This is a genomic window from Psychrobacter sp. 1U2 (genome assembly GCF_051847575.1).
The window spans coordinates 15,911-41,551 of sequence record NZ_JBPYDC010000019.1; the positions used below are offsets into that span (position 1 = coordinate 15,911).

Annotated in this window: 24 protein-coding genes; 12 read left to right on the forward strand and 12 right to left on the reverse strand. The window is 44.2% G+C overall.

Features of this window, described 5'->3' with window-relative positions:
- Positions 1–78: 78 nt before the first annotated feature.
- Positions 79–759, reverse strand: a complete 681-nt coding sequence (rdgB, locus tag ACS8FD_RS09725) for an RdgB/HAM1 family non-canonical purine NTP pyrophosphatase (RefSeq protein ID WP_439275653.1) — start codon at positions 757–759, stop codon at positions 79–81.
- Between the two features lie 422 nt (positions 760–1,181).
- Between rdgB and ACS8FD_RS09730 the strand changes: the two genes are divergently transcribed.
- Entirely contained in the window at positions 1,182–1,814 is a 633-nt protein-coding gene (locus ACS8FD_RS09730; RefSeq protein ID WP_299221761.1) for a superoxide dismutase, read from the forward strand.
- Between the two features lie 105 nt (positions 1,815–1,919).
- Here the strand turns inward: ACS8FD_RS09730 and ACS8FD_RS09735 are convergent, their stop codons facing one another.
- The 3 genes from ACS8FD_RS09735 to ACS8FD_RS09745 all read right to left on the reverse strand — a co-directional run bounded on the left by ACS8FD_RS09735 (position 1,920) and on the right by ACS8FD_RS09745 (position 4,627).
- The gene (locus tag ACS8FD_RS09735; protein WP_439275655.1) at positions 1,920–2,657 is read right to left on the reverse strand and encodes a DUF4145 domain-containing protein; all 738 of its coding nucleotides are present in this window, start codon (positions 2,655–2,657) and stop codon (positions 1,920–1,922) included.
- Between the two features lie 60 nt (positions 2,658–2,717).
- Positions 2,718–3,536 (reverse strand): DUF72 domain-containing protein, encoded by an 819-nt coding sequence (locus ACS8FD_RS09740; protein ID WP_439275656.1) that lies wholly within the window; start codon positions 3,534–3,536, stop codon positions 2,718–2,720.
- A gap of 68 nt (positions 3,537–3,604) precedes the next feature.
- Positions 3,605–4,627, reverse strand: a complete 1,023-nt coding sequence (locus ACS8FD_RS09745) for a polyprenyl synthetase family protein (protein ID WP_439275689.1) — start codon at positions 4,625–4,627, stop codon at positions 3,605–3,607.
- A gap of 549 nt (positions 4,628–5,176) precedes the next feature.
- On the opposite strand from ACS8FD_RS09745, the gene fadB reads away from it, so the two are divergent.
- The 5 genes from fadB to ACS8FD_RS09770 all read left to right on the forward strand — a co-directional run bounded on the left by fadB (position 5,177) and on the right by ACS8FD_RS09770 (position 11,253).
- The gene (gene fadB, locus ACS8FD_RS09750; RefSeq protein WP_439275657.1) at positions 5,177–7,336 is read left to right on the forward strand and encodes a fatty acid oxidation complex subunit alpha FadB; all 2,160 of its coding nucleotides are present in this window, start codon (positions 5,177–5,179) and stop codon (positions 7,334–7,336) included.
- Positions 7,337–7,481: 145 nt separating this feature from the next.
- Complete coding sequence (gene fadA, locus ACS8FD_RS09755; protein WP_439275658.1) at positions 7,482–8,651, forward strand: acetyl-CoA C-acyltransferase FadA; 1,170 nt, start codon at positions 7,482–7,484, stop codon at positions 8,649–8,651.
- A gap of 178 nt (positions 8,652–8,829) precedes the next feature.
- A complete protein-coding gene (locus ACS8FD_RS09760) occupies positions 8,830–9,624 on the forward strand; it encodes an acetoin reductase (RefSeq protein ID WP_439275659.1) in 795 nt (264 codons plus the stop codon).
- Positions 9,625–9,827: 203 nt separating this feature from the next.
- Complete coding sequence (locus tag ACS8FD_RS09765) at positions 9,828–10,403, forward strand: isochorismatase family protein (RefSeq protein ID WP_439275660.1); 576 nt, start codon at positions 9,828–9,830, stop codon at positions 10,401–10,403.
- 151 nt (positions 10,404–10,554) lie between these two features.
- The gene (locus ACS8FD_RS09770) at positions 10,555–11,253 is read left to right on the forward strand and encodes an HD domain-containing protein (RefSeq protein WP_439275661.1); all 699 of its coding nucleotides are present in this window, start codon (positions 10,555–10,557) and stop codon (positions 11,251–11,253) included.
- An 11-nt stretch (positions 11,254–11,264) separates the two neighbouring features.
- On the opposite strand, the gene asd is transcribed toward ACS8FD_RS09770, so the two are convergent.
- Positions 11,265–12,098: an archaetidylserine decarboxylase gene (asd, locus tag ACS8FD_RS09775; RefSeq protein ID WP_439275662.1), complete on the reverse strand. Its 834-nt coding sequence runs from the start codon at positions 12,096–12,098 to the stop codon at positions 11,265–11,267.
- Between the two features lie 150 nt (positions 12,099–12,248).
- Between asd and dtd the strand changes: the two genes are divergently transcribed.
- Positions 12,249–12,704, forward strand: a complete 456-nt coding sequence (gene dtd, locus ACS8FD_RS09780; protein ID WP_439275663.1) for a D-aminoacyl-tRNA deacylase — start codon at positions 12,249–12,251, stop codon at positions 12,702–12,704.
- Positions 12,705–12,727: 23 nt separating this feature from the next.
- Here the strand turns inward: dtd and ACS8FD_RS09785 are convergent, their stop codons facing one another.
- The gene (locus tag ACS8FD_RS09785) at positions 12,728–13,354 is read right to left on the reverse strand and encodes a M23 family metallopeptidase (RefSeq protein ID WP_439275664.1); all 627 of its coding nucleotides are present in this window, start codon (positions 13,352–13,354) and stop codon (positions 12,728–12,730) included.
- A gap of 137 nt (positions 13,355–13,491) precedes the next feature.
- Here ACS8FD_RS09785 and ACS8FD_RS09790 point away from each other — a divergent pair, with 137 nt between their 5' ends.
- Positions 13,492–14,178, forward strand: coding sequence for a 3'-5' exonuclease (locus tag ACS8FD_RS09790; protein ID WP_439275665.1), 687 nt, complete (start codon positions 13,492–13,494; stop codon positions 14,176–14,178).
- A gap of 55 nt (positions 14,179–14,233) precedes the next feature.
- On the opposite strand, the gene ACS8FD_RS09795 is transcribed toward ACS8FD_RS09790, so the two are convergent.
- The gene (locus ACS8FD_RS09795; protein ID WP_439275666.1) at positions 14,234–15,220 is read right to left on the reverse strand and encodes an alpha/beta hydrolase family protein; all 987 of its coding nucleotides are present in this window, start codon (positions 15,218–15,220) and stop codon (positions 14,234–14,236) included.
- A gap of 138 nt (positions 15,221–15,358) precedes the next feature.
- Here ACS8FD_RS09795 and ACS8FD_RS09800 point away from each other — a divergent pair, with 138 nt between their 5' ends.
- On the forward strand, positions 15,359–16,036 hold the full coding sequence (locus ACS8FD_RS09800) for an LOG family protein (protein WP_439275690.1): 678 nt from the start codon (positions 15,359–15,361) through the stop codon (positions 16,034–16,036).
- A 146-nt stretch (positions 16,037–16,182) separates the two neighbouring features.
- Here the strand turns inward: ACS8FD_RS09800 and ACS8FD_RS09805 are convergent, their stop codons facing one another.
- Complete coding sequence (locus ACS8FD_RS09805) at positions 16,183–17,730, reverse strand: FAD-dependent oxidoreductase (RefSeq protein WP_439275691.1); 1,548 nt, start codon at positions 17,728–17,730, stop codon at positions 16,183–16,185.
- Positions 17,731–18,529: 799 nt separating this feature from the next.
- On the opposite strand from ACS8FD_RS09805, the gene ACS8FD_RS09810 reads away from it, so the two are divergent.
- Together ACS8FD_RS09810 and ACS8FD_RS09815 are read left to right on the forward strand one after the other, a co-directional pair.
- A complete protein-coding gene (locus tag ACS8FD_RS09810; RefSeq protein ID WP_439275667.1) occupies positions 18,530–18,955 on the forward strand; it encodes a COG4315 family predicted lipoprotein in 426 nt (141 codons plus the stop codon).
- A gap of 358 nt (positions 18,956–19,313) precedes the next feature.
- Positions 19,314–19,589 (forward strand): type B 50S ribosomal protein L31, encoded by a 276-nt coding sequence (locus ACS8FD_RS09815; RefSeq protein WP_439244238.1) that lies wholly within the window; start codon positions 19,314–19,316, stop codon positions 19,587–19,589.
- Positions 19,590–19,740: 151 nt separating this feature from the next.
- Here the strand turns inward: ACS8FD_RS09815 and ACS8FD_RS09820 are convergent, their stop codons facing one another.
- The 4 genes from ACS8FD_RS09820 to ACS8FD_RS09835 form a co-directional block, all read right to left on the reverse strand.
- On the reverse strand, positions 19,741–20,598 hold the full coding sequence (locus ACS8FD_RS09820; protein WP_439275668.1) for an SGNH/GDSL hydrolase family protein: 858 nt from the start codon (positions 20,596–20,598) through the stop codon (positions 19,741–19,743).
- Entirely contained in the window at positions 20,592–21,989 is a 1,398-nt protein-coding gene (locus ACS8FD_RS09825; RefSeq protein ID WP_439275669.1) for a nicotinate phosphoribosyltransferase, read from the reverse strand. The genes ACS8FD_RS09820 and ACS8FD_RS09825 overlap by 7 nt, the downstream gene beginning before the upstream one ends.
- Before the next feature lie 222 nt (positions 21,990–22,211).
- Entirely contained in the window at positions 22,212–23,255 is a 1,044-nt protein-coding gene (locus tag ACS8FD_RS09830) for a bifunctional nicotinamide-nucleotide adenylyltransferase/Nudix hydroxylase (protein ID WP_439275670.1), read from the reverse strand.
- 134 nt (positions 23,256–23,389) lie between these two features.
- Positions 23,390–24,316 carry an alpha/beta fold hydrolase gene (locus ACS8FD_RS09835; RefSeq protein WP_439275671.1) on the reverse strand — a complete coding sequence of 309 codons (927 nt, stop codon included), beginning with the start codon at positions 24,314–24,316 and terminating at the stop codon, positions 23,390–23,392.
- 589 nt (positions 24,317–24,905) lie between these two features.
- Here ACS8FD_RS09835 and nfuA point away from each other — a divergent pair.
- Positions 24,906–25,607, forward strand: a complete 702-nt coding sequence (nfuA, locus tag ACS8FD_RS09840) for a Fe-S biogenesis protein NfuA (RefSeq protein WP_439275672.1) — start codon at positions 24,906–24,908, stop codon at positions 25,605–25,607.
- The last annotated feature ends 34 nt before the right edge of the window (positions 25,608–25,641 follow it).

Genomic DNA, 25,641 nt, shown 5'->3' on the forward strand with positions numbered 1-25,641 from the left:
AAGTAAAAGCTATCTGTTACCTGACGGTATATTTGCTCTAAATCGCTTGCTAAAAGCAATAAATGGACGCCAAAAACCTCATAATTGCTGCAATAACTGCCTAATCGCTTGTCCGCGATGACTGATTTGGTTTTTATGATCGCTATCCAGACTCGCAGCTGTTGCCTCAAGCTCAGGTAACCAAAACAGTGGATCATAACCAAAACCGCCCTGACCGTGAGGCGCGTCCAGTATCTCGCCTTGCCACAGACCTTGCGCGATAATCGGTAGCGGATCGTCAGCGTGACGGACCAGCGCTAGGACACAGACAAACAGTCCTTTAATTGGTGTATCCTTATTATTAGTGCGATTCTGTGCGCAAATAGGCTGCAAGTCCTCAATTAATTTAGCGTTATTCTTAGCATCGTTGCCATGCTCGCCGGCATAGCGAGCAGAGTAGATGCCGGGTGCGTTGCCGAGTACGGGCACACATAAGCCTGAATCATCAGCAATCGCTGGCAAACCGCTGCTACGGCTAGCATGGCGCGCTTTGATAATCGCGTTTTCAACGAAGCTCAAACCATCTTCTATCGCGTCCTCTATGTTTAGCTGACCTTGAGGGGTGATAGTAATGTCCAGATTCGCCGCTGTAAATAAACGCTCAAACTCTGCTAGTTTGCCTTTATTATTGCTAGCGAGTACCCATTGCTTTTGTGCTGAAAATTCGCTGAACTGATCCTTTGATAAATTTTGTGTGTGTTTTAGAGAAGTCGTACTCATAAGATATATCCAAAATTTAAGAATTTACGCTGCGTTATCCGCTAGCCTATAATAATTCGCAAACGCTCTATAACATTCAGTAACGGATATCATCCGCGACTATTGTTATACTGGTTTACAAGCTACAGTGAATTATAGCTTACGACTTATACTCTCTAAGTTTGCTTCTTATTAATTTAGAATCTATAACATTGATTTAAATGGATAAGTAGCGACTCGGAGTTATTAAGCTCGTTTTAGGGTTATAACTTTTTAGATTTCTGATAAGGGAATTTATAACAAGGTGCATAAGCACCAGTGCATATTCACTAATAATAAACTCAGCCAACTTAGTCTACTCTTTTATAGTGAGCTCTATCATTAAAACGGTATAGAATTCAATGCTATGAATCGTTGGCTAAAACAGCAAGGATAAAATAACTATGTCAAATATTAAATTACCAGATCTTCCTTATGCCAAAGACGCATTAGAGCCACATATTAGTGCCGAAACGCTCGAGTATCATCATGATAAGCATCACGCCGCTTACGTAAACAAATTAAAAGACTTGCTACCAGGTTCTGGTTTAGAAGACAAAACGCTACCAGAGATCATTGAAGCGACTGCGAAAGATGACAGCAAGCAAACGATGTTTAACCAAGCAGCGCAAGTCTGGAACCATACGTTCTACTGGAACTGCATGACGCCAGACAATGGTGGCGGCGAACCTACTGGTGATCTAAAAGGCAAAATCGAAGAAGATTTCGGTAGCTATGATAAGTTCCGTGAAGAGTTCAAGAATGCAGCAACCTCACAGTTTGGTTCAGGTTGGGCTTGGCTAGTAACCGATAAAGTCGGTGGCAAATTGTCTATCATGAAAACTAGCGACGCCGATAACCCACTTGCACATGATAAAGTTGCCGTATTGACTTGTGACGTGTGGGAGCATGCATACTACATCGATTATCGTAACCGTCGTCCTGACTATGTCGATACGTTCCTAGACAAGCTAGTAAACTGGGACTACGCAAACGCAAAATACAAAGGTCAAGATGCTGGTGTTGAAGGTAAATAAGCTACCTAGCTTTTGATTTATAAATAAAAAGAGGACGCTGAGAGGCGTCCTTTTTTTTGGTTTGAACTATCATTTTCATTTTAAATATTAAGGAGTAATTATTTATTATTTTCCATCGCGTTGTTTTATATGCTCTTGCGTTTCTAGTGGAATTAATCTGTTATATAAATCCTCTAATTCTTTGGGCTTAGTAATTAGTTCGTCAGCAATAAAGTTTAAAATATTAAATAGTCCATGAGCAATACTTTTATCGTCATCTAAATCTATTTGACCGGGATGTACGGCGTTATTGCCAATAACTCTTAAAAGGTCTAAAGCCTGTTGTACTGTAGAGTTCAAACCTTCTGCTACTAATTCCTTTATATCGTTATTAATGTTCTTGCCACTTTTACCTACTTGTTTTAAGAGCTTTTGAAGTGCTAAGCGCAAAAGGGCTGTTGAACCTTTTGGAGAGTCTATAAGAATTTGTGAGGCTTCGATGTAAAGAGCCTTTATATCTTTATCTAAATCTTCATTAGGTGGCTGAATATTGGTTTTCTTAGGATAAACAATCTCTTCATTAATCCATAATGTAAAATTATTACATGCAGCGCAAGTTGCTACTGAGAAGTTCTTAGGTACAAATTCATAAAGACGAATTTGAAAATTATTGTCGATCCTGTTCAAAAATTTCATGACATGCTCTTGACCAGTGACATTAACACTTGATCTGTAGTTTAAATAGAGATGGTTAATAATTTCTATAGCTGTAGTACCAGCCTCGTCAGCATCAAACCATTCTTGGGTCGCAACAGTATTACAATGAAGGCACTGAAACTTACTGTCTTTGTATTTTGGTAACATATATTGCTCCATAACTTATTTATACATGGTTGCATATTCTGTAGAAGATTTGATTCTACTTTACAACACCTCAAACCCAAATTTACCTAACGCCTCTCGCAACATCGCAATATTATAATAAGCATGCGCATTTACGGTGTTTTGAAAGAAGATATATAGCGTATCGAAATGCTGACGCTGATTGGCGATGGCTTGCGCCCAAGCCATCATCTCTTCTTGGCTATAACGATAATCATGACGGTCGGCGGCGCTCATGGCATCCCACCAGTTCAGATTATTGCCGTGCATCCTTAGATAGCCAGTCCGCTCAGTAAATATTAATCTGGACGGCGGTAGTCCGCTGACTTTGGGATAATCGACGCTACACCAAATAAGACCTTGCTGTTTAAAGCTATCGACCACTTGCGGGGTGTGCCATGCGTTATGACGAAACTCAATTGCTAGAGGATAATCGCCAAACCAACTGACTAGATTGGCTAAATATAAACGGTGCTCGCGAGTACGATCAAAGCCGTGCGGGAACTGTAATAATAGAGGGGCAAGAGCATCAGCTTCGATAAGCGGCGTCAAGGCATTGAGAAAAGCTTGCGCATGTTCGGCAGTGCCTTTACGGGCATGGGTAAAGTCTTGATGCAGCTTTACTGCAAACTTCAATTCACTATCCGCTTGCTCATAAGCTTTATTAATCATACCGGCAAAGGCTTTTTGGCCGATAGGCGCGTAGAAGGTGCTGTTAATCTCGACCGCGCCGTATTGCTTAGCGTATTCACGTAGGAAGTCGGTCTTTTTGGTGCCTGTTGGGTATAGTGTGCCGAGTAGGTCGGTATCGCTGTAGCCACCAGTGCCTAAATATATGGTAGGAGTAGAATGATTAGTCATAACGGCTACTTATTAAAAATCTTTATTAGCTCTTTTGATTATTAGTTCTTACGATTATGGGTTTTGCCTTACTTTTTCCGTTGCCAAAGCCATTCGATAACCGCTAATATCGCATTGTCATCACCTAGTTCACGAATGATTGCACTGCGACCCTCTGTAAACAGCGACTGCGCATAGTCTTTGGCTGCATTTACGCCCATGAGCTTGACATAGGTTGATTTGTCTAGTTTTTCATCGCTGCCAGCCGGTTTACCTAGATCATCGGTGTTTCCCGTCACATCCAAGATATCGTCTTGTACCTGAAAGGCGAGACCAATATGCTGGGCACAGTCCTGCAGTGCCATCCGCTGCGGCGCTGTAGCACCGGCGCATATTCCGCCCATCAGCAGCGCTGCTTCTATTAACGCGCCGGTCTTATCACGGTGAATGGCTTCCAAATCCGTTTGCGATATGCCTGTACTCGCTTCTGCATTGAGATCGAGCATTTGCCCTGCCACCATACGCCGCGCTCGCGGTGCAAATACTGCCAAAAGCTTACTGGCTATCAAGTCATTAAAAGGCGCAAAGGTAGCGATCTCGGCGCTCAGTACTTCAAAAGCCAGCGTCTGCAAAACATCGCCTGCTAACAAAGCGGTCGCCTCGGTAAAGACAATATGAGCGGTGGGCTGACCACGGCGCAGCTCATCATCGTCCATGCAAGGCAAATCATCATGTACTAGCGAATAAGTGTGCAATAGCTCCACCGCTAATGCCGCTCTTCGGCACATATCATAATGCGCTTCATGGCGCAAAAGAGCAGCCAAATCATCTGGCTTGTCTTGCATTATAGTTTTCGTTTTAGCTTGCTCGTCAGCTGAGGCTGCATTATCAGCGGCAGCGATAACACTAGCAAAAGCACTGGCGACTAATAAAGGTCGTACCAGCTTACCTTCACCGGTCATTACATAGCGACAAGCTTCATCTAACGGACTTGGCAAATCAGCATAGGTAAATAGCGCTTCAATATCTTCGGCTAATTGCACGCGTAACGAGCTTGAGAGCTGCTCAAAAGAGTCAAAAGGAACGAATTGCGGAGTGGAGGGATAAGACATAAAGCTACCAAGGACTAAGTGAAATGACAAAAGCGAAAATGGCCTTAGTTTAGCATGATAGTGATAGCGGCTTATATAGCGGGCGCGCAAGATTGGCTAAGCTTTCGTTACGTATTGATGATTTAATTTGTAGCGCCAATATGTTTTTATAATATAACCGTTAAGGCTTGATAATAACGGGTCAGATAACCGATCCTTCTAGGGCGCTGCTATGCAGATAAAGCATATTGAAGGAGAGGTAAATGGCTATTAGCGCTTTAAGAGTGACTTACGAGTCCGGCTTTAGCTTGTGACAGTCGCGGTTATAATCCCTAAACTGATTGTCGATACAGGCTAAAGGGCACTGATAGCAGTACACATTGCTGTATGCTCTAACAGATAAACTTAACCCGTTAGTCTTTCATTTTATTAGTCTTTTACTAATTATTGGTTTTTACTAATAACTATCAACGATAATTTTCATTTAAAAACGTACCTTTTAATAAGCTTTGATTGTATCAATCAGCTTTTGTAGTCCTATAAATCATATAACCCAGCAAGGAGTTTCAAATGGTATATCAAGGAAATCGCATTACCGTAAGCATGCTAGAGGATGGCATCGCTAATATGCATTTTAATGCTGAAGGTGAGAGCGTTAATAAATTTGACATGGAAACCAACAAACAGCTTAACGAAGCGGTCACTGCTTTAGAAAAAGCCGACGATGTGAAAGGTCTTATCGTCACTTCAAGTAAAGGTGTGTTTATCGCCGGCGCTGACATCACAGAATTTGTCGCTTCATTCCAAAAACCAGAAGATGAGATCAAAGACTGGGGCGTTAAGGTCAATGATAATTTCAATCGTTTTGAAGACCTGCCATTCCCAAAAGTTGCCGCGATCAACGGTGCGGCGCTAGGTGGTGGTTGTGAGATGACTTTGGTATGTGAATACCGTGTGATGAGCGAAAAAGCCATCATCGGCCTGCCTGAAACTCAGCTGGGTATTTTCCCAGGCTTCGGTGGTACGGTGCGTAGTACTCGCGTCATCGGTATCGATAATGCCTTAGAGCTTATTGCTACTGGCAAACCCAAAAAAGCACTAGAAGCGCTAAAATTAGGCTTGGTTGACGCCACTGTCGCGGCTGATGATTTGCAAGATGCCGCTGTCGATTTGGTCAAAAAATGTATTTCAGGCGAGCTTGATTGGCAGGCCAAACGTGAAGAAAAGCTCAATCCTGTTAAATTAAACCAGCTTGAGCAAGCGATGGCGTTCAATAGCGCTAAAGGCATGATCTTCTCTAAAGCCAATCCAAAGCAGTATCCTGCGCCTGCGCTCGCTATCGAAGCGATCGAGAAGCACGTTAACTTGCCACGTGACAAGGCTATCGAAGTCGAAGCCACTTACTTTGCCAAAGCGGCAAAAACGCCGCAAGCTGAAAGCTTAGTCGGTCTATTCTTAAATGATCAATTAGTCAAAAAGCTTGCTAAAAAACACAGCAAACAAGCGCACGAAATCAATGAAGCTGCGGTACTCGGCGCCGGCATCATGGGCGGCGGTATCGCTTATCAAGCTGCTAGCAAAGGCTTGCCGATCATCATGAAAGATATCAAATCTGAGCAATTAGATTTAGGTATGGGTGAAGCGAGTAAACTGCTTGGCAAAATGGTAGAGCGTAAAAAGATGACCCCTGCGAAAATGGGCGAAACCTTAAGCCGCATCCGTCCAACACTAAACTATGGCGACTTTAGCGAGACTGATATCGTTATCGAAGCAGTAGTAGAAAATCCAAAAGTGAAGCATGCGGTACTCAAAGAAGTCGAAGGCTTAGTCAAAGAAGACGCGATTTTGGCTTCTAATACCTCAACGATATCTATCACGCATTTAGCAGAAGTGCTTGAGCGTCCAGAGAACTTCGTCGGTATGCATTTCTTTAACCCCGTACACCGTATGCCGCTAGTCGAAGTTATCCGCGGTGAGAAGTCGTCAGAAGAAGCGGTTGCTACGACGGTAGCGCTAGCGACTAAAATGGGTAAAGTGCCCGTCGTCGTGAATGACTGCCCAGGATTCTTAGTGAACCGTGTGCTATTCCCGTACTTTGGCGCTTTTGACTTACTGCTTAAGCAAGGTGCTGACTTTGCCCATGTTGATAAAGTCATGGAAAAATTCGGCTGGCCTATGGGTCCGGCTTACCTAATCGACGTAGTCGGTTTAGATACCGGTGTCCACGGTGCAGAAGTGATGGCAGAAGGTTTCCCTGATCGCATGAACCCTGATTATAAAGGCGCTATCCAGCATCTATATGAGAATGAGCGTCTAGGTCAGAAGAACGGCGTTGGCTTTTATAAGTACGAAACCGATAAGCGCGGTAAGCCGAAAAAAGTCGCTGACGAAGCCACTTATAAGCTGCTAGAAGCTACAACTGATAGCGACAAGCAAGAGTTTGACGATCAAGCGATCATCGATCGCACTATGCTAGCTTTCTGTAATGAGACGGTACGCTGCTTAGAAGATAATATCGTCAGTACACCTGCTGAGGCGGACATGGCCATGATTATGGGTGTTGGTTTTCCGCCATTCCGTGGTGGCCCGTGCCGTTACATCGATCAATTGGGTCTAGATAACTATCTTGCACTGTGTGAAAAATATGCACACCTTGGCAAAGCTTATGAAGCGCCGCAAAAGATTCGTGATATGGCAGCGGCTGGTGAGAGATTCTACCCTGTTGCGTAATTGAGTCTTAAACGTATATAGACCGCAGTGTATAGATAATCTATTAGGATAAGTGCCGTAAGCTTGCTGACTATTGAGGATGAACAATAACCATCCATCAAGCTAAGCGTTACGGCGCTGACAACAAATTGAAAAGGAATACAGTATGACAACTTTAAGTCCAACAGACGTAGTCATCGTCGACGGTGTGCGTTCAGCAATGGGAAGAACCAAAAACGGTATGTTCCGTCATGTGCGTGCTGATAGCCTATCAGCTGAGCTGGTTCGCGCTTTAGTCGAGCGTAATGATTTCGATACCAATGACGTCGAAGATATCATTTGGGGCTGTGTCAACCAGACCCTAGAGCAAGGTATGAATATCGGTCGTAACATCGGCCTGCTAGCTGACATCCCAAAAACTACCGGTGGCCAAACCGTCAACCGTCTATGCGGTTCATCGATGCAAGCTCTGCACACGGCAGCGGCGCAAATCATGACTGGCCAAGGCGACACCTTCATTATTGGCGGTGTCGAGCATATGGGTCACGTCGGTATGATGCATGGTATTGATTTAAACCCAGCGGCCTCTAAGCACTATGCTAAAGCCTCTAACATGATGGGCCTGACCGCTGAGATGCTAGGACGCATGAACAATGTCAGCCGCGAAGAGCAAGATGCGTTCGGTCTTGAGTCGCATCGCCGCGCTTGGGAAGCGACTACTGAGGGTCGTTTCGATAACGAAATCATCGGTATCGAAGGCCATGATGACCAAGGTCGTCTGCAGCTTTGCACGGTCGATGAAGTCATTCGCCCGGATGCAACTATGGAGCAGATGCAAAAGCTACGTCCCGCCTTTGATCCAAAAGGTAGCGTAACAGCGGCCACTTCATCAGCATTATCTGACGGTGCATCCGCTATGCTAGTGATGAGCGCGCAAAAAGCCAAAGACTTAGGTCTTAAGCCGCGTGCTCGTATCCGCAGCATGGGTATCGCCGGTTGTGACGCTGCTATCATGGGCTATGGTCCTGTACCAGCATCACAAAAAGCACTGAAACGTGCGGGCCTAAGCCTAGAAGATATACAAACGATTGAGCTCAACGAAGCTTTTGCTGCGCAGAGCTTGGCCGTTATTAAGTCTATGGGCCTAGAAAATAAGCAAGACATCATCAACATCAATGGCGGCGCGATCGCTTTAGGCCATCCACTTGGCTGTTCAGGCGCACGTATCACCGTGACTCTACTTAACGCTATGGAACAGATGGATACTGAGATTGGCCTTGCGACCATGTGTATCGGTCTAGGTCAGGGTATCGCTACGGTTATTGAGCGCGTTTAAGCCTTAATGCTATTTAATGATTAGATAGCCTTTCACGCTTAAATACTAATTTTTTTAATGCAGAGCCCCCAATTGTAATGATTGGGGGCTTTTTGGTGTTTGTTGTTGAGTTTGCAATATGAGTTGATTATGAAAGTGTTATGCTTTAAGAACATATCTCAATGACAAGGAGTCAGTTATGTCAGCTAATAAAACATCGACCGCTAAAAAGGTTGCGGTTATCACGGGTTCAGCGGCAGGTTTAGGCAACGCTATTGCGACACGATTAGCCAAAGACGGTTTTAAAGTCGTCATTCATGATATTGATGAAGACAATCTTAAACAAGCAGAAAAGACACTTAAGGATTCTGGTTTTGAGGTTACTGCGGTAGTAGGCGACGTCGCAAATCGTGATGATCAGTTTAACCTCGTCAAACAGGCGGTAGACAAGTTTGGTCAAATAGATGTGTTTGTCAATAATGCAGGTGTGGAGTCGGTAGCGCCTTTTTTACAGATTGAAGAACAAGAAGTCGATAAGTTATTCAATATTAATGTCAAAGGTGTCATCTTTGGGACGCAAGCGGCCGCTGAGCAAATGAAGCAGCAAGAGGGCGTCGGTAAGATTATCAATGCTTGTAGTATTGCCGGACATGAGTCTTACGAGATGTTAAGTCTCTACTGTGCCACTAAGTTTGCGGTACGCTCTTTTACTTACGCTACTGCGAAAGAACTGGCAGAGTACGACATCCGTGTGAACGCCTATTGTCCTGGAGTCGCTGATACGCCGATGTGGGAGCGAATTGATCAAGCGTTCGTTGATCATAAAGGCTATGAGCCCAAGCAAGCATGGAACGAGTTCACAGCTGGAATCTTAGTAGGTCGTCCTCAGCAGCCTGAAGATGTCGCAAACTTAGTCTCATTTTTAGCATCGGAGGATGCCAACTACATCACAGGACAAACGATTCTTACCGATGGTGGTATGGTATTTAGATAGGGCTAGAGGCTGATTTAAGCTAATTAAATAATGAAATGTGATGATGAAATAAAGGCTTTGCATCAACGGCAAGGTCTTTTTCTTTTATTAAGATAGACTATCTCATTGACGCCCTAAGTAAACTATGCCTAAATAAGAGTAGAGAATAAATTTATATTATAGGATTCTGTAGTACACGACTACAGTCGTACAAGGAGTGTAATATGCCTACTATGATTACTGATCGGACTTACCGTATCGCCCGCGAAAATACCCAAGCTATGGTTGTCGACGTTCAAGAGCGCCTGACGCCGCATATCTTAGATCACGACAAGATCACTAAAAAGATAGTGACTTTGATCAAAGGTCTGCAAGCGCTCGATATCCCCATTATGCTCAATGAGCAGTATAAAAAAGGACTAGGCGAAACCTTGCCTGAGATTACCGATGTGCTAGAAGGCAGTAACGCCAAAGGCTTTGAAAAGGTCACTTTTAGTGCCTGTGATAATGATGACTCTTGGCATCACTTAGCGCAGCAAAACCGCAGTATTGTGATCTTATGCGGCGTTGAAACCCATGTCTGTGTGATGCAGACCGCGCTTGATCTACTAGACAACGGCATGCAGCCTGTCATTATCGGCGATGCTGTGGGCTCGCGCTTTGCCTATGACAAAAAGCAAGCCATTCGCCGTATTCGCCGTGCGGGCGGAGTGATCACTACCGTTGAATCTATCTTATTTGAGCTCTGCCGCAGCAGTAAAGACCCTGCTTTTAAGACCATTAGCAATTTAATTAAATAATAAGGTTGGGTGTTATAAGGCAGTCGTCTCCATAGTACGTCTTTGGTAAACGATGTTAATAAATGCGATGCTGCCGCGTAGTATACAGCAGCATCCATAAGTACTATTATTACAGGCTCTTAATACTAACGCTTCAAACCAACGAGTTTTTATGTCTTTGCATCAAACCGCTACATCCACTGCTAAGGCTTCTGTGTATGCTAGCCCGTCCGCTAACGGTCAAGTCAGTCCGCAGTCTAACGATAGTCATCCTGCTAGAAACATGGACAATATCACTCATTTTCTGTTAGAGCTTGATGCACTAAAACACGTCAACCGCCGTAATTACATTACCCAAAATACTGATACCAATGAGTTAAGAGTAGAGAACTCTGCTGAGCACTCATGGCATTTAGCAATGGCGTGTTGGTCCATCGCTGAAGCGTTTGAACTAAAGGTCAATCATGAGAAGTTACTGAAGATGGCGCTCATTCATGATTTGGGCGAGATTGATGCAGGTGATACTTTTTTATACGCAGATACTCGTAAGGATGCGCATATTAAAGAGCGCGATGGCATAGCCCGCCTACAACACGAGCGCGGCAATGGTATAGCACATCTAAGCAAAATTTGGGAAGAGCAAGAAACTGGAGATAGCGCTGAGACTCAACTGCTTAAAGTCGTCGACCGCTTATTGCCTTTTTTATTAAATATCCAGACCCAAGGCAAGACTTGGAGAGCGCTTGGTATCAGGCGCTCGCAAGTGGCCGCCGCCCATCGTTTTATCAAAGATAGCTTTCCAACTATTCATCATTGGATGAGCGCCCAACTCGATTATGCAACCGAGCAGGGGTGGCTAATAACAGGCTAGCGCCTTTTTTATCAGGCTTTAGCCGTTCCTAAGAGCTGACCCATTTGCACGACCGAATTTGCGCTCATACTTTGTTGCCAATCCGCCTTTGCTGCTTTTGGCAGGACTACAATCGCGGTTGAGCCGAGATAAAAACGACCAAGCTCATCACCTTTAGTAAGTTTCATATTATGCGCTTCTTCTTGCATAGTATCGGTACGCGTGATTTTACCTGTTGCGACCGTTTCAATACCTGCGACAATCATAGCGCCGACCAGTACCACTGCCGCCTTACCGTATTCGGTATCGAACATACAAACTAGCCGCTCATTACGCGCAAATAAATCGGGAATATTGGCCGCTGTGACCGTATTTACCGAAAATAGCGTACCTGGTACGTAACGAGTAGCCGTTAAAGTACCCGCAAAAGGCATATGTACGCGGTGATAGTTACTGGGCGCAAGATAAACCGTTGCAAAGCTGCCATCCGCAAAATAATCACCATCTGCGCTATTGGCAAGCAATTGACCAATGTCATAATCACGGCCTTTGGCTTGCAGGACTTTATGATCTTTGATTTGCCCAAGCTGTGATATTATCCCGTCAGCAGGACTAACGATACCACCGGCAGTACTATCGATAGTGCGCGCATCGTCTTTTAGCTCGCGGGTAAAAAAGTCATTAAAGCTCTCATAAGCGTTAAAGCTATCACGCTCATATTCTTCTAGTGTCACGTTGTAGGCTTTGGCAAAGCTACGAATAAAAGCGCGTTTGACTAGCGGATGACGGCTAGCGGCCAAGCGCCCGGCGGCTTTGCTTAATTGCTGCTGCGGTACAAACTGTTGCAGAGTGGTAAATAAAGTCATAAAAGCTACCTAAGAATAGATTAAAAATAACAACTAAATATAATGATAATAATACCCTTATTTTATCATGATCTACTTTTATCTGTGTGTGCATAAGTTATCTTTGCATACTTAACACAACATATATCAAGAGCCATAAAGGAGTGGTCGATGAAAGCGCTTATTCAGCGAGTAAAGCAGGCGAGTGTCGAGGTCGATGGTCAAAGCGTTGGCGCAATCGAGCAAGGAGTACTAGCGTATATCGGTCTTGGCCCTGATGACGACTTCCAAACGGCGAAGCGCATGATCGATAAAATACTGACCTATCGTATCTTTGAAAATGAGAGTGAACCCGCGAAAGTTGGCAAGCTTGATCAGAATGTACAGCAAGTCGGTGGCGGCTTATTATTGGTTTCGCAGTTTACCTTGATGGCGAAGACGGATAAAGGTCGTCGCCCTGATTTTGGCGGGGCGATGAGTCCTGAGACGGCAAAGTCTCTATTTGCTGAATTAGTCGCTTATGCCGAGACTCAATATGCCAAAGTGTCGACGGGTAAATTTGGCGCGAATATGCAGGTGATGAGTATCAATGACGGACCGCTGAATTTTATTTTAGAAGTGGGCTAATTTAGCATTTTTCTAATTTTTTACTAATAAAGGATGGGATTGACCGCGCTACCTTTGATATAGATCCCGTAGTGTACATGCGGCGGTGTACCTTTGGCATTGCCGCTATCACCCACGTAGCCAATAACATCGCCGACTTCCACCCAGTCATTGACTTTGATCTCGGCATACTCTTCTAGATGTGCGTAATAATGTCCCGCACCGCCAGGACCAACAATGACTACAACTCGCCCGCCTAAGTTGTTTTCACCTACTTTAGACACAATGCCATGGGTAGTGGCTTGCACGGGAGTGTGACGCTCAGCGAAGATATCAATGCCTTCGTGGCTGCGTCCTGCACTGCGAGCGGCGCCCCAAGTATCGGTCAAATGCTGGCCGGGTAGCGGACTGGGCAAGCTATTCTCAGTAGGCAGTTCTTCTTGGAGCAAAGTTACCTGCTGCCACTTGGCAACAACAAAGGTTTGTGTTTGCCAGCGAAGATTCGGTAGCACTTTGTCCACGACGAACAGTAGCGCAAAAAATAAAGCCGCTCTAGTTAACAGGCTTAGCAGACGAGCTATCGGAGACCGTTTTGGGGCTTTTGGATTAGTGGTTTTAGGTAATGGCGGTGGCTTTGATGATGGCATGACGCGCTCTTGTAATTTTAGCAAATGGTATAATATATCTTTATACTAAGCTGTTTTTGCTAAGATTAGCATGAGCAATTCGTAAACCTGCAAGATGCCCTCATGTTTAGCGATGGACGCTTGTTAACTGTCTTTCACTTAACTTGTGACTCATTTAATTTATGACTGTATTGACTACCGCCCTTATTATCGATACTGAAACCGATCAAGGCCGTGACCCGCGTCCTATTCAAGTGGCGACTATCAATGTCGCTACGGGTTTTGAGTGGATGAAGTACTTTAATAGTGGCCGCACGATATCACCGGTAGTCATCAAGGTTCATGGTATTACCGACGATGATGTCGCAGGGTGTGAGCGTTTTGAGTTGGATAAGTTTGAGCTGCCGGAGTATCTGATTGGCCACAATGTGCGCTTTGATTGGCGCGTAATTGGTCAGCCCTCTGCCAAGCTGATTTGTACTGTTAGGCTGGCGCGTGCCGCCTTTCCAGAATGGCGCTACTATGGTCAGTCAAAGTGCATCGAGCAGCTGCTAGGTAAAGATGAAGCGCAGCAGATGACCATCAAAGCTCACGATGCCCTAGGTGACGCGCGGATGTGTTATTTGCTTTATAAAGCCTGCTGCGCGCGCCTAGAGATTGAGCCAACCAACTTTGCCGCTGCGCATAAGATATCTAATACCGCTAGCCCCGCCAGTAGAATGCCTTTTGGTAAGCACAAAGGTAAGCTGGTAAAAGACGTGCCTATCAGCTATATAAAGTGGATGCTGGGGAATATCCACAATATGCAGCCGACGTTGTATACAGCATTGACGAAGCAAGTAGAGGCGGAAAAAGCCGAAAAGTTATAAGCTAGTCCTGCAAACCAAAAAACATCTTCTGTTAGTTATTAATACTCTTTAAAGCCTATGAATTTTTATTCAGCCAATCTACTGCCATCTGCCAGAGCTGCGGCGCTTTGCTATAAGTTTTACGACTAAAATAACGCATGTGCCCGATGTGACTGACGCCCAAATCTTTAGGGTTTAGATAGTGTTTTTCTACGGGCATGCTAGTAAATACTCTAATCATATCGTCCATATTTTCACTATTGGCAATCTCATCATCACTAAAGCCAAGCCAGCTTGAGGGCATAGTCAGCTCATCATAGTAGTGATTATGAATAGTTTTCCCTAGCGCCGTTTTGATGTAGCCTGCGCCATTACACCACTCACGCCACTGACGTGCGACTCCGCGAGGTAGCGGCTCGCCCATACCGATTTTGTCCGCAGGCGTATAGCCTAAGACTAAATTAGTCAACGGAATAAACGCGTCCATAAAACCCATGGCTTTAAGCTTATAAGGCATTTCTAAGTTTTTGATGCGTCCTGATGAGCACGCGACATTAAATACTGAGCTCAAAGCGGCATAGTTCGGCATCAGCCCGATGAGCTGACCCCCAGCACTGTGCCCGATGAGATGATAACTGGCCTCTGGAAATTCGTACTGCAAAGCATCAAGTACCGCTGGCATGTCATGGCGACCCCAACTAATGAGAGAAGCATCAGACTTAGCTAGAGTAGTCGATAAAGACTGACCGATGCCTTCATTATCAAAGGTGATAACTCCAAAGCCTTGCTCCGCTAAGAAAGTGGCAAAATTATGATAAAACTGACGCTTGATACCTGTCGCTGGCGCTATCATTACCGCTGCTTTTATCGCAAGAGTTGTCTCAGAATTGGTCTTGGTTTGCGGATGATAGACCGTTGCTGCTAACGGCTGATTACGCTCAGTCATAATGGTCAAAGGATAACTCTCAATGGCGCTATCTTCACTATTGTTTGTATAATCGTTGATATCATTGACAGCTGAGTTGGTCGCTGCAGGCGTTGCAAGAGTATCGTTATCGAGCATAATCATATCCTAAAGGTTTAAAAGTGTCGTTGTTGAGTAGTGAGAAGTCGTTGATGGCATCTGACGATAAGGCTTATGGTAAAATACATAGTAGACTAGGCGAATTAGACAGTAAAATAAAATATAGGACATATTATGATGCAAATGAAGATCAACAATGAAAACTATGAAGTTATTACCAGTAATGATATCTCAAATATAGAGCAAGCGGTCGATAAATCCAGCTTGAGTATGCCTCTAGTGGCAGTCTACTGCGGTTCGCGCTTGGGCAATAACAAGATATACGAGCAGGCCGCGCGTGAGCTTGGCAGTGCTTTGGCTAACAACGGTCTAGGACTGGTCTATGGCGGCGCTAGTATCGGACTTATGGGCGCAGTCGCTGATGAAGTCATCAAGAGCGACGCGCAAGCGGTTGGCGTAATTCCAACCTTTATGCTCAAGCACGAGATCGCCCATCAAGGTCTCACTCGTTTACATCTCACTGATACTATGCACACGCGTAAGACGGTGATGGCAGAGTATGCCGATGCCTTTATTACCTTGCCTGGCGGTCTTGGCACGCTTGAGGAGATTATGGAAATCGCCACATGGCGTCAGCTCTATCAGCACGAAAAACCGATGATTATTCTTAACATCAATGGCTTTTATGATCGCATGATTGAGCATTTGAAGTTCACTACTGAGCAAGGCTTTATGAAGCAACAAGATCTGGAGCGCTTAGTCGTCTGTAACACCATTGACGAAGCTATAGAACTGTTACAAACCATCGTGACTATCGAAGATGAGGTAGATACCAAAAAGATGGTTGGTAATTAAACCACCTTTATACTTAGTCGCTAAAGCTAATCATCAAACTCAGTTAACATCTTTAAAAAGCGACCGTTACAGCCAGTAACGGTCGCTTTTTCTATAGCCAGTCTTATCGATATTGATTATTTGATAAGGGTATAAAGACAATAAATCTAAACCTCAGCAGTCGTCAGACTATCTAATGCCAACTCGCTAATACCGTGGTTAACGCCTGCCATCGCTACGGGGAAACCGCGCTGTTTTGCGAGCTTTTGTGCTACTTCATGGACGGCTGCGCTATCGTTGTGCGCTAAATAAGACCAATTATGAGTGTAACGAGCGGTATTAGCGGCTAAGTTTTTTTCTAATAAGCCAATCTCTAATAACTGAGCGACGATTTCATCAGCAGCAAGTAAAGTCGAAGAAGCCTTGACGTTTTCAGCGCGAGCATAGTGCAAGTGCTTATAGAGGCTGACATCCGCCACGCGCAAGGTATCATCTTTACCGGGTATCTGCTGACCACCGTACAGAGCATTACCTACTGTACGCGCACTGTTAAAAGTCGGTACAAACTCTGCTATGTATTCAATCGCTTGCTGACTACGAGCCTGCAACGGCGCTTTATCCCAGCCGTCTTCGATATAATGCAGATATTGGGAAGGCAGTTTAGGCTGTGCACTGTTTTCACTAGAAGCTACTAAACCATCATCGAACAGAGTAATCGCTTTACTCATACCATGAATCTGGAAGTAGCCACCTGGATAAGGCGTCAGCTGCGCCATTCCCTCTGGCGTGCCGCGCGCACCATAGACGATGATCTCTGGAATTTGCCCACCGGCATCTTCCCAGTGAGTGATGTAAGAGGATTTGAACTCAACCATACGCTCAACATCTACTCCGACCATATCGTCGATAATACCGGTACGAAAACCGCAAGCATTGATTAGATAATCAACTTCAATAGACTCATTTTGATCTGTACTATCTTTATCCTGTTGCTGATACTCTATGCGCCATTTGCTGACATGATGATTGGCGTTATTACAGTCGCTGCATTCAACAGCACTTACTTGTGCCACTTGTGTATTGGTAAAAACATGCGCGTTGTCATAACCTTCAAGCGCCAGCTGCGCTGAAGCTGCTAAACGAAAGATATTCCAGCCATATTCTTGTACGACAATCAGTGGGTATTTTACTTTATTGAGATCCAAATGCTTAGCTGCTGGAATCACCCATTCATCAAGGGTTTTAGGCACTGCCACTTGCTCACGTTCAGACAGCTCAATGAGCTGCTCGTGACTATAAAGTTGATAATAGTCCTCAGGCTCGCCAAGCACCTTATTGTTAGGGTCCTGTGCAATCAAGTCACGATAAGCTTGGGTCAAAATATCAAGCCTCGGTAACAAGTCCTCAGGCAGACCTTCATCTCGATTTGGAACCGCAAATACTGTAGGGCGCACGTCCATCGTGTAAGGGTACAGGCGCAAGATATCAATACACTGTTTCAATAGCGCCACGCAGTCCTCATCAGGAATCTCGCGATATAAGTTGCCACCTGCATGTAGATGACACATAGGCGGGCCATCAATTAAGGAGGCTTTTTTCTCAAATAAATAAGTCTCAAGGCCTAGATCCGCAAGGCGAATAGCAATAGTAGCACCAGCAGTACCGCCCCCTAAGATACCAACGCGCTTGGTGGCTTTGTCATTGCTCATTGCCATTTTATGATTAGAGTTGTTAGCAAGCTGTTGTGACTTAGTATAATTAGCTAATAGTGTCATGGTTTTGCTCTTATCGGTTTGGCGGCTTTAGTTGCCACATTCTGTTAGTATTTTTCACTGAAATTTTAAAATATTGTCTAATGCTTTTAATTATCGAGAGCTTTAACCTAATAAAGGCAAGTTAGTTAAAGGGTTATCAAAGATATGCGTCCGCAGCACGCGAAGTTCAATATAAGACCTTAACTGCAAGCGTCACTCCCATAGTAGATATCTTTTAGAAGTGCTATACCAGTAGCGCATTCAATAGAGTCATAATAGTTTTGTTTTTAACTGATTATATATAGCGTTGATAGCGCTAACGAAAGCCAGATCAAAAAGAATTCTGCGCCAGCCATTGTTTAGCTGTACTTATCTTATTAATATCTATTGTATAAATAATTAAAAAATATATTGCAGTAAATACGTAATAAGTTGCATTAGTTTTGTCAGCAAAAACCAAAAAAAGGTACGAGAAATGAAGGTGATGAGAGTGGCTGTTACCATTCGGCTTTATAGCAAAATCTACTGCTTAATGTAGCTTAACTAGATTTCGATTTGATAGTAGGCCGAAACACAAGTGATTAAACTTATAGATTTCTCTCGTTTTTGTAAAGGCTGGCTGGAATACAAAGGGTTAGCCGACTGGGTATGCTATATTCGAAACTTCTTCGCTAATTGAGTTGCTTAAAAATGACGAATATTAGAGAGTGAGACTGTTGTGGTTAAATAAAATACAAACCTAAATAACAAGGAAGTAACTATGAAAAACATTATGATGTTAACGGCAATGAGCGGTGTATTAGCTCTCACAGGGTGCTCTACTATAGACAATATGTTTGGTACTAATCTCTCGAGTATGAATAAGACCCCAACCCAAACCGTACCTGTCACTAGTAAAAACGGAGTGCTAGTAGGCTCTAATAACAACATGACTTTGTATACTTTTGACAAAGATACTGCCAATATGTCTAATTGTAAAGGCGGCTGTTTGGATGCGTGGCCTGCGCTGACTGCGCCAAACAGCGCGATGAGCGTAGGTCAATATTCAACTTTTCAGCGTGACGATGGTAGCTATCAATGGGCCGTAAACGGTAAGCCTTTATATTATTTTGTCAAAGACAAAAAAGCGGGCGATATGATGGGTGATAATGTCAAAAACGTTTGGCACGTGGTTCGTACCCGTTAATATAGAGATAAATTAATAGCAAAAAGCATGAATCAATAAAACAGGAGCTGTCGATACCGATAGCTTCTGTTTTTTCTAATGAAACTAAGGTTAATTAAAACGCGCTTTTAGGTTGTCGATAATGGTTATATTTCTAGATTATCATATATCTATAACTTGCATAAAAACCCAAAAACCGTTAAAATCGCGGTTCAATTTTCCCGCTGGGGAAAGGCTAAGAGAGCAAAAGTGTGGTGTTGGATGCTGGAATAAGCCAGTGATGCAATTGCTAGACTTATAGATGTGCTTAGTGCCTCAGTTACGTATGCTCAACGCTTAAATAAGTAGGCAGCATACATCGGACTTAAGAGAGTTTATTATGCGTAAAGATATCCATCCAAATTACCAAGAAGTTTTATTCCATGACACTAACGCTGACGTGTACTTTTTGACGCGTTCTACCGTTAATACAAAAGCCACTCGCGAATATGAAGGTACAGAATACCCATACTATCCACTGGATATCTCAAGTGCATCGCATCCGTTCTACACAGGCGAGCAGCGTAAGAGCTCTACTGAAGGCCGTGTGGCAAGCTTTAACAAACGCTTTGGCGCGTTTGGTGGTCGTAGCAAAAAAGCGACTAACGCTGAATAATTGGCTTTTACTGAACGATTTGCAGTTCAGGTATTAAAGCTGAAGTTTAGTATTAAAGCTGAAGTGTAATCCAAAAAAACCGCTGAATATTCAGCGGTTTTTTTATGCGTACATAACAGTTTTTAACTTCTATACTGTGATTGATGGTCGCTCAGGTGTCAAATAATTCGGCTATAAGCTCCGCCAACTGCTGCGCCCAATAACCATACATAAGGCTACTGGGATGAAAGCCATCATCAGCAAACATGACTGAGATATCAATAGGACCACCGTTTGAATGCTCGTTTAACATCCGTGCAAAGTCGGTTGCCATATACGTCACGCTATCATGTGCGCTACAGACTTGCTGCAATATCTCATCGAGCTTTGTGGCTTTGGCTCCCACAAAATGACTCAAAGGCGCCGGCAATGCGGGCATTTGTTCCATTTGCGGTAATCTTACAAAAATCAGCTGACGCACTGCAAATTTACGCTGGGCAATAGTAATAATCGCTTCAAGTCGCTGCTGCCACTCAGCTGCTGCGACCTTAGTTGTCGTATCATTAACCCCAACGCTTATTACCATGACGTCAAGTGGCTGACTAGGTTTTGGCATGACATACAAGCGACGTAAAATATCAAAGCTAGTATGCCCCGTTGTCGCCTGTACCGACCAACTCAGCGTAGCAAACTGCTGAGCAAAGGCTTGATTGTTTAGCGCTTGTTGCTGTAGGGCGGGTATCAGTTTGCCTGCTAGAGCCTCTTGTTGGGTTTGACTGCCAACTCCAGCCGCTGCCGAATCACCAACCACCATAACGCTTAAGATACGGTTATTGTCGCCTATAGTTTGGTGAGCCGCGTCTGTAAGTTTCACTTGTCCATGACGTTCGCCCTCAGGCTCAGGCAGACGCACGGTGTCGCGTTTTACCTTACTACCTTGATACAGGTAAATGGGAGCCAGTAATACGTCTCTTGCCGTGGTAGAGAGCTTAGTAGACATTGCAGCTTTAGTTTTTGAATGGGCTACCATCCCGTACGCTCCCGAATAGTGGTTAAGGTGTCATCGACTAGCAGCTTGCCATCGACATAGACCTCACGAAGTAAGCTTTGAGCGCCTTTATTAAGCTCATCTACTTTAACGGTCTTTAGCTGAGCGCTATTGTCCTTTATTAAAGCTAGCCGGCCTTTTTTTGAGCGTTTTGAGTGGCTAGTCACCGGGTCTTTATAAATGTCTTTCCATTCGCCATCGATAGAGATGGCACTAGCTTTCATCGCCCAGCTCATTGTATCGCGGTTGACTTGCTGTAGTAGGCCGCCGCCCATACCAAAGGTAATATTCTCCGCGCTAAAGCCAGCATCCATCACTGCATCGACGATTTTGCTTAAGCTTTGCGCGTTGATTCCATCACCTTGAATAATGCGTACGTAATCTGGCAATACTTTATAGCCTTTGCTATTGATAGTCGTACCAAATTTTACTGCTAAGCGCTCTAACGCTTCACGCACCACTTTGGTCGGTTCACCACTATCAGGGCGAATCACTAAGGTTCCGCCCATGTTTTTGACCGCTTCTTTTAGCTCATCGCCCCAGATATTGTCGATAGCATTCCATAAGTCGTAACTGTCAGACACCACCGAGAAGGCTTTATCTGGGCCGCCGAATTGCTCAATCATATTGGCAAAAGCGGCGGTTTCGCCATCGCGTCCCCAAGCGGTCATGGTACTATGCTCAGCGGCAGGAATAGAGAAAGCCGCCATCTCTTTATCCATACCGTACCAGCGACTGGCAGCGACCAAAGCTGTCATCGAGTCGGTACCCGAAAAGTTGACTAGGTTCGCCAAACTACCCAGCGCTACCGATTCAAAACTCGACGCGCCGCGAGCGCCAAAATCATGCAAGCGAAAGGGTAGTGAGTCCGTATTATCAGCGGACTTCTCTAATGCTTTACGGATAATACCCTTGCAGTAATAAGAGACACTAGCCACCGTTGAGGGGTACCAGATAGCGCGTAGTAATGCAGTCTCGATATAGCTCGGTAGCCAATAAAACTCAGGATCAGTATTGACGACCTGACAGACGACATTGGACACAGGTACGATGCTACCTTCGGGAACGGCTTCGATACGTAGCGGTAGATAGCCGTTATGTCTCTCTAGTAATAGCTCCCAACCAGCACGATTAAAGGTCAAGCCGTGCGCTTCAATAACGAGCTCGGCTTCATCGATATCTTGCTGAGTGATAGGGCGGCTTAAGTACTCTTTGATAAAAGCCTGTAGACCAAAAAACACCACATCGTAGTCGCCTTTTCGCGCTTCGACATAGCTTGACATATACTCGCTACCCGCTGGATATTGTACCCAGTGCGAGGTTTTGTAGCTGTCAGAATTTAAGATAAGATTGTTGAAATTGCTGGTGTACATCACAGAACTCCTCTGCTTTGAATAAAATGAATCACTTGCGTTATGTCTGAGCTATAGAGTGACTTGAAGTGCTAGAGGTACATCTGCTTCCCTCTATAACCCAGACGTTTAACAATTTATCCATTAACCTCATTTTGCTAAAATTCTAAATGAGGTATAAAAACCCTTGCCGTCTATCGGCTTGGGCATTGAAAATTTTTATGCAAACGACTGAATAATTAACTAAAGCCCAACCATCTTAGTAATAATCGCATAGTGATCTTCGAACATCATCTTCGCATCTAGTTCAGCTAGTGGTAACCAAAAAGCATTGGCAGCATCATCACCACCTTTCACTTTCGGCAAACCTTTCGCATCATTCTTTAATTGTAAATAAAAAGCTTGCGTAAGGGTACGACCACGGGCAGAGCGGTAGGGATCATCAAAGGTATGCTGACTGTGAAACGAACCACGTAGCACAGGCTCAGGCACCTTTAGACGCGTCTCTTCGCGTAACTCACGGATACAAGCATCAAACAAGGTTTCTTTTGGATTGAGAAAACCGCCTGGCAGCGCCCAAAGACCACGTCCTGGCATACTGCGACGCTCAACGAGTAAGATATGTCCTGATTGCACCACAAGTGCATCGGCAGTCATAAAGGTCGGTGGGTAAGGGGCGGATTCCCATTGTTTTTTGTATTTATCAATAAAGCCTGCCTCTTCGTGCAGCCGCTGATACTCGTCCGTTTTATTGAACGCTTTTAGCACTTGGCGAGTGGACTCAGGCGTACGCTCTGGGGTTGGCATTGCACCCATCAGATAGCTATCGCGAATAGGCGTTGCCGATAGGTTTTTATAATTAGGCACAGAGACCGAAGCCCAATTCGGGAAGAGCGAAAGGTAGTAAGAAGAGCTGTCTTTTGAATGACCGATTAAGCCAATATCTGCGCTCAAATCATCGGTGACTGATCTGACGCCTGCTTGTACGTACTTTAACCAGCGCGTGTCGTTGTATAGCGCATCATCGAGCGCCACACAATGAATACGTGCGGCATCTTTATCGCTATATGCGCCTTTGATCATCGCGGTACGCTCAGCGACCGAAAATGGGTTACGCAGGCTACGCGGCAAGTTAGCAGAACCTATCAGCATAATGACATTATCTGCGCGCTGTAAAGCCTCATCGATAACCGCTTTATGTCCGCAATGAAAGGGCTGAAAACGTCCGATAAAAACCAGATATTTATAGTGCTTATTATTGTTAGTATTGGCTGCTGATGCGCTCATAAACCTTTTTCCCTACGATAAGCGTATTTACTATTACTCAAAAAATGCATAATGACGCCAATACTGACACAAGCGCTTAGTGGCTGACAAGTGCAAAGATGTTTTGTACCGCTGACAGTAATGAACGATGAAATTTAACGGTTATATTTTTCGATCCAAGCGGCCACTGTCGGCCAAATCTCCGTTGCGGCGTTGCGGCTCATAAGGACGCGTGTATGATCGTAATCTTCTAAGTGCCCGCTGGATTTGGCATACTCGATAAAGACATTTTGTGCATTGGCAAACTCATCAAAAAATAGCTGACAGCCTTGAGTCGGGGAGATGAATAGATCGCCTTTACCGCTGATTGCATAAACAGGCGTAGTAATGTTTGCCATACCTTGCCGATAATCAAAACGTTCATCTGAAGGGGTAAATTGTTTATCGATGTCTTTATTTTTAATAAAACTACTTTTAAAGTTTTTTTGTAAGTTCCAGTCATACCACTGCGTCATCGTATAGTAGCTTTCGTTAAAAGGGCCAAGACCGAGCTTTTTGGCAGGCATATAGCCCAGTATCTTAGTGAAGATTTTTGCTGCAAAAATTTTGGCGTAACTGATAGGGTTTAGGACAGCGCCGTAAGCTTGGCAAGCAAAAGTGCTGATACTATTAAGCTTGGTGATATAACTAGGATGCTGCACTAAAAACATCGCCAGACCAACACCACCGCCGCTATGAGTGACGCAGTGCAAGTTATCAAGCTTGAGATCGTCAAATAAGTAGCGAAAAGTAGCCTCATAATCGTGAGTGGCCACGCTCTCAAAGTTAAATCTACTCTTAGGTATTGAGCTGCTACCATGACCGCGCCATTCCATGATGTAGCAACTATGGCCAAGGCTTGCTAGATAACTGGCGATGCCTAGGCAGACTTTTTTGTCCGAAAAAGTACCATGAGTCAAAAAGATATTTTGTCTCTTTATCGTCGTTTGTGACGGTTTATTGACAGTTTTATCAGTAATTTTCCAAACAGCGATTTTTTCGCCATCTTTGCTGGTTACTAAAGTTAAGTCTTCATCAATCATAAAATAGTGGCTTATAAGTAAAGGTATAAGACGTGTTCGCAGTCGCTCTAGTTGATGCCTTTTAAAAGTGACATAGCGCTACTGGGAGGCCTTTTTTTAAAGTCCAGTTATGCCGCATCGAAAGATAACAGTACACACGTAAAATCTATATCAGTAGCGCGCTTTAATCCTTACCAGTTTTCTATTCAGCTGCTGACTATATGAGTTTAATACTGGTAGTGTGCTGCTTAAGTACTGAGGTGTCATATCCTATAACGATAGCGGCTTGATAATCAATATTATTGCCTTAATATAAAGGAAGTAGTGATGACGATTAAATCACAGTAGCGAGGTCGGAATTAAAGCCTATTTGGGTTATAATAGCGCTCAAAGGTTATTATTCAGTAAAAAACAGTTCGCAAAAATGCTATGGATTAAAATCATAATAGACACTGGTATTTTTGAACAAAATCAATTTTTACGTTAATAGGTTAAATTCTTTTGAAAATTATAGCCATTAAATTAAAACCGTTTCAATGATAGGTATGCAAACTGACGACACAACGGTGCTAGCAATCATGCGTCGGTGTCATAACGCACAGGAAATACTATGAGTAATCAAAATACAAGCAATCAGAATCCAACTGCAAGCGCCCCTACTAGCAATGAAGCAGAGTTTGAGTCTGCTCTTGATACCGAGCAAACTGAGGCTAAAAGTAATATTACTATTACTGAGTCGGCGCAAGACTATCTAGCAGATTTGCTCGCCAAACAAGGTACCGACGGTATTGGTGTGCGTATCTTTGTGGAGCATCCCGGTACGCCGCGTGCTGAGTGCTGTATGGCCTACAATCAGCCCGGCGAAGAAGATAGCGCGGATCTAAAATTCAGCTATGATAATTTTGCGGCCTTTATTGATGCTGCTTCTGTACCTTATCTAGAAGACGCGGTCATTGATTATAATAAAGACCGTTTCGGTGGCCAGCTGACCTTCCGTGCACCGAACTCAAAAGTGCCGAAAGTAGGCGCTGATGCCAGTATTGAGGAACGTATCAACTATGTGCTGCAATCAGAGATTAACCCAAGTCTTGCCGCGCATGGTGGTGATGTGCAATTGCTTGAACTTATCGAAGAAGAGGGCATTGGCCTGACTGCAGTGCTGAAGTTCGGTGGCGGTTGTCAGGGCTGCTCAGCGGTCGATATGACTCTGCGTCAAGGGGTGGAAGTGCAGCTTAAGCAACAAATTCCAGAATTGACCCAAGTCGTTGATGATACCGATCACACTCGTACCGAAAATGCTTATTATAAATAAGCTCTGCATAAAGATGGGGTGTTAATTTTCTTTG

Excerpts from the sequence above, each read along its gene's own strand:
- rdgB (WP_439275653.1), bottom strand. The coding sequence starts at position 759 with ATGAGTACGACTTCTCTAAAACACACACAAAATTTATCAAAGGATCAG.
- ACS8FD_RS09730 (WP_299221761.1), top strand. The coding sequence starts at position 1,182 with ATGTCAAATATTAAATTACCAGATCTTCCTTATGCCAAAGACGCATTA.
- ACS8FD_RS09735 (WP_439275655.1), bottom strand. The coding sequence starts at position 2,657 with ATGTTACCAAAATACAAAGACAGTAAGTTTCAGTGCCTTCATTGTAAT.
- ACS8FD_RS09740 (WP_439275656.1), bottom strand. The coding sequence starts at position 3,536 with ATGACTAATCATTCTACTCCTACCATATATTTAGGCACTGGTGGCTAC.
- ACS8FD_RS09745 (WP_439275689.1), bottom strand. The coding sequence starts at position 4,627 with ATGTCTTATCCCTCCACTCCGCAATTCGTTCCTTTTGACTCTTTTGAG.
- fadB (WP_439275657.1), top strand. The coding sequence starts at position 5,177 with ATGGTATATCAAGGAAATCGCATTACCGTAAGCATGCTAGAGGATGGC.
- fadA (WP_439275658.1), top strand. The coding sequence starts at position 7,482 with ATGACAACTTTAAGTCCAACAGACGTAGTCATCGTCGACGGTGTGCGT.
- ACS8FD_RS09760 (WP_439275659.1), top strand. The coding sequence starts at position 8,830 with ATGTCAGCTAATAAAACATCGACCGCTAAAAAGGTTGCGGTTATCACG.
- ACS8FD_RS09765 (WP_439275660.1), top strand. The coding sequence starts at position 9,828 with ATGCCTACTATGATTACTGATCGGACTTACCGTATCGCCCGCGAAAAT.
- ACS8FD_RS09770 (WP_439275661.1), top strand. The coding sequence starts at position 10,555 with ATGTCTTTGCATCAAACCGCTACATCCACTGCTAAGGCTTCTGTGTAT.
- asd (WP_439275662.1), bottom strand. The coding sequence starts at position 12,098 with ATGACTTTATTTACCACTCTGCAACAGTTTGTACCGCAGCAGCAATTA.
- dtd (WP_439275663.1), top strand. The coding sequence starts at position 12,249 with ATGAAAGCGCTTATTCAGCGAGTAAAGCAGGCGAGTGTCGAGGTCGAT.
- ACS8FD_RS09790 (WP_439275665.1), top strand. The coding sequence starts at position 13,492 with ATGACTGTATTGACTACCGCCCTTATTATCGATACTGAAACCGATCAA.
- ACS8FD_RS09795 (WP_439275666.1), bottom strand. The coding sequence starts at position 15,220 with ATGCTCGATAACGATACTCTTGCAACGCCTGCAGCGACCAACTCAGCT.
- ACS8FD_RS09800 (WP_439275690.1), top strand. The coding sequence starts at position 15,359 with ATGCAAATGAAGATCAACAATGAAAACTATGAAGTTATTACCAGTAAT.
- ACS8FD_RS09805 (WP_439275691.1), bottom strand. The coding sequence starts at position 17,730 with ATGGCAATGAGCAATGACAAAGCCACCAAGCGCGTTGGTATCTTAGGG.
- ACS8FD_RS09810 (WP_439275667.1), top strand. The coding sequence starts at position 18,530 with ATGAAAAACATTATGATGTTAACGGCAATGAGCGGTGTATTAGCTCTC.
- ACS8FD_RS09815 (WP_439244238.1), top strand. The coding sequence starts at position 19,314 with ATGCGTAAAGATATCCATCCAAATTACCAAGAAGTTTTATTCCATGAC.
- ACS8FD_RS09820 (WP_439275668.1), bottom strand. The coding sequence starts at position 20,598 with ATGGTAGCCCATTCAAAAACTAAAGCTGCAATGTCTACTAAGCTCTCT.
- ACS8FD_RS09825 (WP_439275669.1), bottom strand. The coding sequence starts at position 21,989 with ATGTACACCAGCAATTTCAACAATCTTATCTTAAATTCTGACAGCTAC.
- ACS8FD_RS09830 (WP_439275670.1), bottom strand. The coding sequence starts at position 23,255 with ATGAGCGCATCAGCAGCCAATACTAACAATAATAAGCACTATAAATAT.
- ACS8FD_RS09835 (WP_439275671.1), bottom strand. The coding sequence starts at position 24,316 with ATGATTGATGAAGACTTAACTTTAGTAACCAGCAAAGATGGCGAAAAA.
- nfuA (WP_439275672.1), top strand. The coding sequence starts at position 24,906 with ATGAGTAATCAAAATACAAGCAATCAGAATCCAACTGCAAGCGCCCCT.